Annotated in this window: 10 protein-coding genes; 6 read left to right on the top strand and 4 right to left on the bottom strand. The window is 57.8% G+C overall.

The annotated features are described in order from the left end of the window. Positions 1-165: 165 nt before the first annotated feature. The 4 genes from GWQ22_RS11365 to map all read right to left on the bottom strand — a co-directional run bounded on the left by GWQ22_RS11365 (position 166) and on the right by map (position 5,180). Positions 166-549, bottom strand: coding sequence for a DUF3461 family protein (locus GWQ22_RS11365; RefSeq protein ID WP_042038140.1), 384 nt, complete (start codon positions 547-549; stop codon positions 166-168). Between the two features lie 127 nt (positions 550-676). Continuing rightward, entirely contained in the window at positions 677-1,504 is an 828-nt protein-coding gene (dapD, locus tag GWQ22_RS11360) for a 2,3,4,5-tetrahydropyridine-2,6-dicarboxylate N-succinyltransferase (protein ID WP_042038143.1), read from the bottom strand. A gap of 135 nt (positions 1,505-1,639) precedes the next feature. Further along, positions 1,640-4,327, bottom strand: a complete 2,688-nt coding sequence (gene glnD, locus GWQ22_RS11355) for a bifunctional uridylyltransferase/uridylyl-removing protein GlnD (protein ID WP_275930371.1) — start codon at positions 4,325-4,327, stop codon at positions 1,640-1,642. 64 nt (positions 4,328-4,391) lie between these two features. After that, the gene (gene map, locus GWQ22_RS11350; protein ID WP_108537428.1) at positions 4,392-5,180 is read right to left on the bottom strand and encodes a type I methionyl aminopeptidase; all 789 of its coding nucleotides are present in this window, start codon (positions 5,178-5,180) and stop codon (positions 4,392-4,394) included. A 362-nt stretch (positions 5,181-5,542) separates the two neighbouring features. On the opposite strand from map, the gene rpsB reads away from it, so the two are divergent. The 6 genes from rpsB to GWQ22_RS11320 all read left to right on the top strand — a co-directional run bounded on the left by rpsB (position 5,543) and on the right by GWQ22_RS11320 (position 10,456). Then, positions 5,543-6,271, top strand: coding sequence for a 30S ribosomal protein S2 (rpsB, locus tag GWQ22_RS11345; RefSeq protein ID WP_005312073.1), 729 nt, complete (start codon positions 5,543-5,545; stop codon positions 6,269-6,271). A 104-nt stretch (positions 6,272-6,375) separates the two neighbouring features. Continuing rightward, a complete protein-coding gene (gene tsf, locus GWQ22_RS11340) occupies positions 6,376-7,257 on the top strand; it encodes a translation elongation factor Ts (protein ID WP_042038148.1) in 882 nt (293 codons plus the stop codon). 71 nt (positions 7,258-7,328) lie between these two features. Further along, complete coding sequence (gene pyrH / locus GWQ22_RS11335) at positions 7,329-8,063, top strand: UMP kinase (RefSeq protein WP_042038153.1); 735 nt, start codon at positions 7,329-7,331, stop codon at positions 8,061-8,063. A gap of 102 nt (positions 8,064-8,165) precedes the next feature. Continuing rightward, positions 8,166-8,723: a ribosome recycling factor gene (gene frr, locus GWQ22_RS11330; protein ID WP_042038155.1), complete on the top strand. Its 558-nt coding sequence runs from the start codon at positions 8,166-8,168 to the stop codon at positions 8,721-8,723. Between the two features lie 72 nt (positions 8,724-8,795). Beyond that, positions 8,796-9,572, top strand: coding sequence for a polyprenyl diphosphate synthase (gene uppS, locus GWQ22_RS11325; protein ID WP_042038156.1), 777 nt, complete (start codon positions 8,796-8,798; stop codon positions 9,570-9,572). Between the two features lie 26 nt (positions 9,573-9,598). Beyond that, positions 9,599-10,456 carry a phosphatidate cytidylyltransferase gene (locus GWQ22_RS11320; protein WP_042038158.1) on the top strand — a complete coding sequence of 286 codons (858 nt, stop codon included), beginning with the start codon at positions 9,599-9,601 and terminating at the stop codon, positions 10,454-10,456. The last annotated feature ends 121 nt before the right edge of the window (positions 10,457-10,577 follow it).

Genomic DNA, 10,577 nt, shown 5'->3' with positions numbered 1-10,577 from the left:
GCCTTGCTGGCGTGGAGGAAGTCGAGAGCTTGAGCGATACGCATAAAAAATCCGAAACCAATCAACAGGTTTCGGATTTTCACACATCAGAAGGATCGGTCAATGGATCCTTAACTGATCGGCATTAGCCACTTTGGCGCTCTTTTGGCAAGTTGGGGGGGGGGGCTAGAGTTTCTCCAGATCCCGCTCTATATCGCGGATCTTGTTCTGCACCACTTTTTCAAGATGACGCAGGTCACGCAGTATCTTCTGCTTGATATCCGGGTCAGCCTGGGTGTGCACGCCCTGAGTCAGGTTATCCAGCTCATCCACCACATACTTGAGATTGGCGTTGATTTCGGTGACATCCTTGTACTCATGGGTACCCGAGTCGACCAGCATGGTCTTGCGCTGGCGGGGATATTTGAATTTGACACTTTTGGCGAAGAACTCGCCCTTCTGCTTCTTGAAGTAGATCTTGAGGATATCGTGATTGGCTTCCTGGCGCAGGGTATAGCTGTCCACTGAGGTGGGTTCCTGGATCCCCAGGCTCTTCAGATTCTCGTACATCGGGCTTCCTCGGTTTGAAACGATCCTGACCGGTCTATCTTAACCGAAGCCTGATGGCTTGCCTGTGACAGGGGCGCCAAAATCAAAAGGGCGCCATAAGGCGCCCTTTTGCTCACGGCAATGCTGATTACTCGTCGATGGAGCGCAGCAAGGCGTTGATACCGACTTTGGCGCGGGTCTTGGCATCCACCTTCTTGACGATCACGGCGGCGTACAGGCTGTACTTGCCACACTTGGAGGGCAGGGAGCCAGAGACAACCACGGAACCCGCCGGTACGCGACCATAGTGGATTTCACCGGTTTCGCGATCATAGATGCGAGTGGACTGGCCGATGAAGACGCCCATGGAGATGACGGAGCCTTCCTCGACGATAACCCCTTCAACCACTTCGGAGCGGGCACCGATAAAGCAGTTGTCTTCGATGATGGTCGGGTTGGCCTGCAGCGGCTCCAGTACGCCACCGATGCCGACGCCGCCGGAGAGGTGCACGTTCTTGCCGATCTGGGCGCAGGAGCCCACGGTAGCCCAGGTGTCGACCATGGTGCCTTCGTCAACGAAGGCACCGATGTTGACATAGGAGGGCATCAGCACGGTATTGGGGGCGATGAAGGCGCCTTTGCGTGCAGTCGCCGGTGGCACCACGCGCACACCCGCTTCCTTGAACTGCTCGGCGGTATAGTCGGAGAACTTGAGGGGAACCTTGTCGTAGTACTGGGCATCGTCGCCCTTGATGATGCCGTTGTCATTGATGCGGAAGTAGAGCAGTACCGCTTTCTTCAACCACTGGTGTACCACCCACTCGCCAGCAATTTTCTCGGCGACACGGGCCTTGCCGGTATCCAGCAGGTCGATGGCTTGCAGGATGGCGGCTTTGGTGGCGGCATCGACTGAGCCTGGCGTGATGGAATCACGGCGCTCGAAGGCCGCTTCGATGATCTGTTGCAACTCGGTCATGACAGGTTTCCTTTAAAAAATTCGGTTTGTTGTATCACACTTTTCCAATTGTTTTTAAGGGCTCAAGCCGATTTCTTCGGGAGAACGGTGATTTATTGTGCTTAAGTGGTCCAACCATTTGTTCTGCTTGATAAATCAGGATGAAGAAAGGCGTCTTGTGAGGCCTTTCTCCGGTCTGTCGCTGCTCTCCTCATCGGCCGACGCTTGGGGGTTGAGCTGATTCACCAGCCGCTCTTCCAGCGCCTGCTGCTCATTCTGGGTCAAGGGGTCGCCCGTGAGGGTGGTGAGGCTGAAGAAATCCTCCACCCGCTCGCCAATGGTGGTGATCTTGGCCGCATGCAGGGAGAGGCCGCACTGCTGGAACACGGCACCGATCCGGGCCAGCAGGCCAGGCGTATCCAGCGCCGTCAGCTCCAGTAGCGTGTGGCGGTTTTCGCCCTTGTGGGGCAGGAAGACGGCGCGGGTCGGTACGCTGAACTGGCGGTGGCGCCGCGACAGCGGCTTGTTGCGCAGCACCAGCTTGCCCGGCTCCTGCAAGGATTTCTCTAGCGCCTTCTTGATGGTGGCGGTGCGGTTGGGGCTGATGGGCTCGCCACTCGGCTCCAGCACCACGAAGGTATCCAGCACATAGTCGCTGCGCGAATTCATGATCTGGGCATCGTGGATATTGAGGTTCTTCTGATCCAGCGCCGAGGCCACGGTGGCAAACAGGTTCGGGGTATCGCGACAGTAGATGAACACCTCGCTGCCCCCCCGGGTCGGATGCTTGCCGATGATCACCAGCGGGGCCGGGTTGTCGCCATGCGCAATGATCTTGCGACAGTGCCAGGCGATCTGCTCCGGGCTGTGGCGCAGGAAGTAGTCAGCCTTGAAGTCGCTCCACAGCTGGTTGATGGCCGCTTCCGGCACGTCACGCTGGGCCAGGATCTGCTTCGCCTGACGCTGGTTCTCGCGAATGCGCAGCCGCATGTCGGGTGGATTTTCCAGCCCCTGGCGCAGCGCCTTTTGGGTGGCGAAGTAGAGTTCGCGCAGCAGGGTGCCTTTCCAGTCGTTCCAGAGGCTGTCGTTGGTAGCACAGATGTCGGCCACAGTGAGGCAGTAGAGCAGGTCGAGATGTTGTTCGTCGCGTACTTTCTGGGCAAAGTCGGTGACCACCTCGGGATCATAGATGTCGCGGCGCTGGGCGGTGACTGACATCAGCAGGTGGTGGCGCACCAGCCAGGCGACCAGCCTGCTCTCGTAGCGATCCAGGCCGTGCAGCTGGCAAAACTCCAGTGCATCCACGGCGCCGAGCTCGGAGTGATCCCCGCGCCGGCCCTTGGCGATGTCGTGAAACAGGGCGGCGATACTGAGCAGCTCCGGCTTGCGCAGCCGGGTGAACACCTCATGGCAGAGCGGGTGGCTCTGGCGACTGGCCGGATTGGGGAACTGGTGAATGTTCTTGAGCAGCCGGTGAGTGTGCTCATCGACCGTGTAGGCGTGGAACATGTCGAACTGCATCTGGCCCACGATGAGATTCCACTGGGGCAAATAGGCCGCCAGGATCCCGTATTTGTGCATCAGGGTGAGCGGCTGGCCTATGCCGTTGGGGTGGCGCAGCAGCGCCATGAACAGGCGACGGCACTCGGGCAAATCCTGCAGCCAGCAGTTGAGCTTGCGGCGCGCTTCGCGCAGCTGGCGCAGGGTGGCGGAGTGGATGCCGGCCATCTCGGGATGTTGGGCTATCTGGTAGAAGAGCCGCAGTATGGCGGCGGGCTCGCGGCCAAACAGCTCGGCATCCACCGCGTCGATGAGGCGACCACGGAGCTGGAATTCGTCAGATAGGCGGCGCACGTCCATGGCGGTGTTGCCGAGGATAGCTTCGTCAAACAGTTGCAGCAGCATCTCGTTGAGCTCCGAGACCCGCCGCACCGTCTGATAGAAGCGTTTCATCATCTGCTCGACCGGGCTGTTGCCGTCCCCCTCGAACCCCAGCATCTGGGCTACGGTGCGCTGGCGGTCGAACAGCAGGCGGTTGTCGCCCTTGTTGATGGCCATGTGCAGGGCGAAACGCACCTTCCACAGGAAATTCTGGCAGTCGAGCAGCTCACGATACTCGGCCCGGTTGAGAAAGCCGTGGCTGGTCATCTCGAACAAGGTGGTGGCGCCGAAATGGCGGCGGGCGACCCAGGCCAGGGTCTGGATGTCCCGCAGTCCGCCCGGATTGCTCTTGAGATCCGGCTCCAGCTTGTAGGCTGTGCCCTGAAATTGCTGGTGGCGCAGCGCTTGCTCTTCGCGCTTGGCCTGGAAGAACTGCTCGCTCGGCCAGAAGTGCTGGGGGCCGGTCGCCTCCTTGAGTTGCTGGAAGCCTTCCTGGTTGCCGGTGATGTAGCGTGCTTCGATCAGGTTGGTGGCGACCGTGATGTCGGCGCGGCCCTGCTCTATGCATTCGGCCACGTTGCGTACCGCCTGACCCACCTCCAGCTTGAGATCCCACAGCAAGGTGATGAATTCGCCGATGCGCAGCCCCAGCACCTCGTCCAGCTCATCGCCTTCATAGAGGATCAGCAGGTCTATGTCGGAGTGGGGGTGCAACTCGCCACGGCCATAGCCGCCCACTGCGATCAGGGTGAGCGCCGTCTTGTCGAAGCCGAACTTCTGCCACAGCCGGGTCAGCAGATCATCCATGTATTCGGAGCGGGTGGCCACCAGTTCAATGATGTTGTCACCGGCATCGAAACGGGCGTGCAGCCAGCCGAGAAAACGGCTCAGATACTCTTTGCAGTTGTCGCGGGTGAGCTGATCGTCGGGTAACAGATGGGGGGAAAGCAGGCTGGCATCCATGGCATCTCACACTCTCGGTCTGGCCGGATAAAGATCAACCCCGGCGTGTGGCCGGGGTTGAATATCAAACGTGGCGGATAACACGCTCGATGGTATCATCGGGGCGCAGGGTGAGCACCTCGCAGCCATCCTCGGTTACCAGCAGGGTATGCTCCCACTGGGCGGAGTCGCCGCCATCCTTGGTGGTCACGGTCCAGCCATCTTTCGGGTTGATGCGGCAGTGATACTTCTTGCTGTTGACCATGGGCTCGATGGTGAAGCACATGCCCGGCTTGAGCTCCAGCTTGCCGCCATTGCGGTAGTGCAGGATCTGCGGCTCCTCGTGGAATTCGCTGCCGATGCCGTGGCCACAGTAGTCGCGCACCACGGAGAAGCCAGCCTTCTCGACGATGGGCTGGATCAGGGCGCCTATTTCGGTGATGCACATGCCGGGCCGCACCTGCTTGATGGCGGCGTACAGGCTCTCCTGTGCAACCTTGCACAGCTGGCGACGCAGCGGTGTGGTCTCACCCACGATGAACATGGCGGAGGTGTCGCCGTGGAAGCCATCCTTGATGACCGTGATGTCCAGGTTGATGATGTCCCCTTCCCGCAATTTCTTGTGATTGGGGATGCCGTGACAGATGACGTCGTTCACCGAGGTGCAGATGGACTTGGGGAAGCCGTGGTAGTTGAGCGGGGCCGGGATTGCCTGCTGCACGTCGACAATATAGTCGTGGCACAGGGTGTTCAGCTCGTCGGTGGTGACGCCAGCCTTGACGTGGGGGGCTATCATGATTAGCACATCGGCGGCCAGCTGGCCGGCAACGCGCATCTTTTCAATCTCTTCCGGTGTCTTGATTTTAATGGACATGGGATCTCTCTTGGGGCCTGACTGCGCATACGGTCGATGCCCAACAATCAGGTAATGAAAAATAGATGCGTTTGCAATCAGGCCAAAATTTTATCCCCAACCCCCGTTTACTTCCAGTGTGATTGTCATCACAACGTCAAATCCTCTGTCTGGCATCCAGCAGAGGGATCCATTTTTAGCACTCCGGCCGGTGGTGTCCTGGCCAAAGTTATGGTATAAAGCGCGCCGGAATGGGGAACTTGCGTCCGCATTTCATCACCCTTACTCAATAACACACACACATCGACACCTGTACCGGGGTGCCCCTTTGGGGTCGGTTACATGGGATGTGTGGAGGCCTAACCCCAATACAGAGGTATAAAATGGCTAAAGTTTCTATGCGCGACATGCTGCAAGCCGGCGTTCACTTCGGTCACCAGACTCGTTACTGGAACCCGAAAATGAAGTCCTACATCTTCGGTGCCCGCAGCAAGGTTCACATCATCAACTTGGAAAAAACCGTTCCGATGTTTGACGATGCCATGAACTTCATCAGCTCCGTAGCTGCCAAGAAGGGCAAGGTACTGTTTGTAGGTACCAAGCGTGCCGCGTCTGAAGCCGTAAAAGATGCCGCCGGTCGTTGCGACCAGTTCTATGTCAACCACCGCTGGTTGGGTGGCATGCTGACCAACTGGAAAACCGTTCGTCAGTCCATCAAGCGCCTGAAAGATCTGGAAACCCAGAGCCAAGACGGTACCTTCGAAAAGCTGACCAAGAAAGAGGCGCTGATGCGTACTCGCGAAATGGACAAGCTGGAGAAGAGCCTGGGTGGTATCAAGAACATGGGCGGCCTGCCTGACGTGCTGTTCGTTGTCGATGCCGACCACGAGCACATCGCTATCAAAGAAGCCAACAACCTGGGTATCCCGGTAGTTTCCATCGTTGATACCAACTCCAACCCGGACGGCGTTGATTACGTCATCCCGGGTAACGACGATGCTATCCGTGCCGTACAGCTGTATCTGAATGCTGCTGCTGACACCGTACTGGAAGCTCGCGCTCAGGACATCGTTGTTCAAGCCGAACAAGATGGCTTCGTTGAAGCTGAGTAATTGATAAGGACTGAAAAGCCCTTATTAACCAAGCTGATGTAATTGGTTAGCAGGGGCCCTTGTGGCCCCTGTTTCTTGTCAATTCAAGACCGAGGATACTGGACATGGCTAACGTTACTGCCGCCCTGGTAAAAGAACTGCGCGAGCGCACTGCTGCTGGCATGATGGATTGCAAAAAAGCACTGGAAGAAGCTGCTGGTGATATCGAGCTGGCAATCGAGAACATGCGCAAATCCGGTCAGGCCAAAGCCGCCAAAAAAGCAGGCCGTATCGCTGCTGAAGGCGTGATTTTCGCCCGTACCGAAGGCAACATTGCTGCCATGATCGAGCTGAACAGCGAAACCGACTTCGTCGCCAAAGATGCCAGCTTCATGGCAATGGGCCAGAAGATCGCCGATATCGCTGCGACCCAGAAAATTGCTGACGTCGACGCCCTGAAAGCGACCGATTTCGGCAACGGTGAGTCCATCGAGCTGACCATCACCAACCTGATCGCCAAGATCGGTGAGAACATGAACCTGCGTCGCGTGATGCTGGTTGAAGGTGACAACCTGGGCACTTACGTTCACGGTTCCCGCATTGGTGTTATCACCAAGCTGACCGGTGGTTCCGCCGAGCTGGCCAAAGATCTGGCCATGCACGTTGCAGCCAACAGCCCGCAATTCGTCAAGCCTGAAGACGTGTCTGCTGAAGTCGTTGCCAAAGAGCGCGAAATCCAGATCGACATCGCCATCAACTCCGGCAAGCCGAAAGAGATCGCCGAGAAGATGGTTGAAGGCCGCATGAAGAAGTTCACCGGTGAGGTTTCCCTGACTGGTCAGCCGTTCGTGAAGGATCCTTCCATGACCGTTGCCGAGCTGCTGAAGAAAGAAGGCGCTGACGTTGTCTCCTTCACCCGTTTCGAAGTGGGCGAAGGCATCGAGAAGCAAGAGACCGATTTCGCTGCTGAAGTTGCAGCCCAAATCGCGGCCGCTCAGAAGGCCTAACCGAACCGGTTTTTCCGTTTCCCCAGACCGCGACTTATGTCGCGGTCTTTATATGACCAGGAATCAGTGACATGAGTACCAATCCCAAGCCTGCATACAGACGTGTTCTTCTGAAGTTGAGTGGTGAAGCCCTGCAAGGATCCGAGGGTTTTGGCATTGATCCGGCGGTGCTGGAGCGGATGGCCCAAGAGATCAAAGAACTGGTTGAGCTGGGTGTTCAGGTCGGTCTGGTCATCGGTGGCGGCAACCTGTTCCGTGGTGCTGGTCTTGCCAAAGCGGGCATGAACCGCGTGGTGGGCGACCACATGGGTATGCTGGCCACCGTCATGAACGGTCTGGCCATGCGTGATGCCCTGCATCGTGCTTATGTGAATGCCCGTCTGATGTCTGCCATCTCTCTGCAGGGCGTTTGTGATTCCTATAGCTGGGCCGAGGCCATCAGCCAGCTGCGCGCCGGCAAGGTAGTGATCTTCTCTGCCGGTACTGGCAACCCCTTCTTTACCACCGACTCCGCGGCCTGCCTGCGCGGGATCGAGATCGAAGCGGACGTGGTGCTCAAAGCCACCAAGGTCGATGGCGTATTCACGGATGATCCGGTCAAGAACCCGGATGCCGTGCTGTACCATGAATTGAGTTATGATGAAGTTCTTGAAAAAGAACTCAAAGTGATGGATCTTGCTGCTTTTACTCTGGCCCGTGACCATGATCTGCCGATCCGCGTGTTCAACATGAACAAACCGGGTGCGCTGCGTCGGGTTATCATGGGTGAGCCGGAAGGCACCCTGATCCACCACATCGGCAAGTAAGACAAGAGATCAGGCTGGAAGGCGCTCTTATTCATTACGCCAGCAAATAAATATGATAGACACGAGCCGCGTGGCGGCTCGTTCGCCAAAAGGAAAACCACTGTGATCAACGAGATTAAAAACGACGCCAAGGACCGTATGGCCAAGAGCGTAGAGTCGCTCAAGACCCAGATGTCCAAGATCCGTACCGGCCGTGCTCACCCGAGCCTGCTCGACGGTATCCAGGTTGAGTATTACGGTGCTGCCACTCCTCTGAAACAGTTGGCCAACGTGGTGGCAGAAGATGCTCGTACCCTGTCCATCTCCATTTTTGACCGCTCCATGATCCAGGCGGTAGAAAAGGCAATCCTGACCTCTGATCTGGGCCTGAACCCGTCCAGCAATGGCCAGACCTTGCGCGTGCCCTTGCCGCCGCTGACCGAAGAGCGTCGCCGCGATCTGACCAAGATCGTCCGTGCCGAAGCCGAAGGTGCCCGTGTGGCCGTGCGCAACATCCGTCGCGATGCCAACGCCGACCTGAAAGCGCTGCTCAAGGACAAAGAGATCTCCGAAGACGACGACCGTCGTGCCCAGGAAGAGATCCAGAAACTCACCGATGCCTTCATCAAGCTGGCGGATGACGCCCTGGCCGTGAAGGAAAAGGAGCTAATGGAAATCTAAGTCTCTGACAGGTATATTACGAGCGCCGTGTAGTGCCCCTGCACGGCGCTTTTGTCTTTGTGGGAGAAATGAATGTCGCTTTTGGCAGCGTTAGGTAATTGTGCCAACTCGTCCTTGCCTCGTCATGTGGCCATCATCATGGATGGCAACGGGCGCTGGGCTCAGAACCGTGGCAAGATGCGGGTCTATGGTCACAAGGCGGGCGTGAAGTCTGTTCGTGAGGCGGTGACCTTTGCCGCGCGCGCCAAGATAGAGGCGTTGACCCTGTTTGCCTTCTCCAGTGAGAACTGGCGGCGGCCGGAAGGGGAGGTCAGTGCCCTGATGGAGCTGTTCCTGACCGTGCTGGGCCGTGAGGTCAGTAAACTGCACAGCAACGGGATCCGGCTCAAGGTGATCGGTGATACCGCCCGCTTCAGCGACCGCTTGCAAGCCAAGATCGCCAAGGCAGAGGCCCTGACCGCCGACAACCAGGGGCTGACCCTCAATATTGCCGCCAATTACGGTGGTCAGTGGGATATAGCCCTGGCGGCCCGTAAACTGGCCCGTGCCGTGGCGGCAGGCGAGCTGGACGCCGATGCCATTGATGAGTCCCTGCTGGCCGGACAGGTCTGCATGGCCGACCTGCCCCCTGTGGATCTGCTGATCCGGACCGGCGGCGATCATCGCATCAGCAATTTTGTGTTATGGCAGCTCGCCTATGCAGAGCTCTATTTTACCCCGGTATTGTGGCCCGATTTCAACGAGGCCGAGTTCAGTGAGGCGGTCGCCTCTTTCGTTGCCCGCGAGCGTCGCTTCGGGTGTACGGGTGAACAGATACGGGAATTGATCGCCGAGCATCAGACCGGCTAAATCCCCTCCCAAGAGAGAGGTTTCTTTTGCTAAAACAACGAATTATTACCGCATTGCTACTGGTTCCCCTGGTGTTGGGGGCGCTATTTTTTCTGCCGTTGAAATTCTTTGCCCTGTTGGCAGCCTTGGTGTTTCTGTTGGCCAGCCGCGAGTGGAGCGGCTTCGTCTCTGCCCAGCCGCAGCAATGGTTGCCGCTGGTGTTCTGTCTGCTGCTCGGTGCCAGCCTGTTCTTGCTGCCGGTCGAGCAGCTGTGGACTCCCCATCTGAACCCGCTGGTGATGGGTGTGCTCTGGACCGCGTGCAGCTGGTGGCTGCTGGGGCTATTGCTGGTATTGCGTTATCCCCAGAGCGCCAAGCTGTGGAAAGAGTCCATCTGGCTCAAGTCCCTGTTCGGTCTGGTGACCCTGGTGCCCTTCTTCTGGTCCCTGGTGGCTATCCGTGGTTACAACTTCTATCACGACCCCATGATGGGGTCCTGGATCCTGCTGTTCGTCATGGGGTTGGTCTGGGCGGCAGATTCTGGCGCGTACTTTTTCGGTAAGGCCTTTGGCAAACACAAGCTGGCACCGGCCGTCAGCCCGGGTAAAACCATCGAAGGCATGTTTGGCGGCCTGTTTACCGCCAGCCTGCTGGCCGTTGCTGTGACCTGGTTCATGGATTTCGTGCCCGCCAAGATGGCCATTGTGCTGTTTTGCTCCCTGCTGGCGGTGCTGGCATCCGTACTCGGCGATCTGACCGAGAGCATGTTCAAGCGGGAGGCGGGCATCAAGGATTCTGGTACCCTGCTGCCTGGTCATGGCGGCATTCTCGACCGGATCGACAGCCTGACGGCCGCCCTGCCGGTGTTTCTGCTCAGCTATCTGTTGCTCAGCCAGGAATTCTGATGCCTCACTCGCTGATGATCCCGGGAGCGTCCGGCTCCGTCAGTCTGTTACTCGTTCAGGAGTGTTAATGAATAGTCTGATGATCTTGAAGGCTTTCAGCTCCATCCATCCGTTAGCAAGT

The sequence above is a fragment of the Aeromonas sp. 1HA1 genome (assembly GCF_029237385.1).
Taxonomy (GTDB): Bacteria; Pseudomonadota; Gammaproteobacteria; order Enterobacterales; family Aeromonadaceae; genus Aeromonas; species Aeromonas popoffii.
Note: the sequence above shows the minus strand (reverse complement) of the source record. Positions and strands in the feature narration are given on the sequence as shown.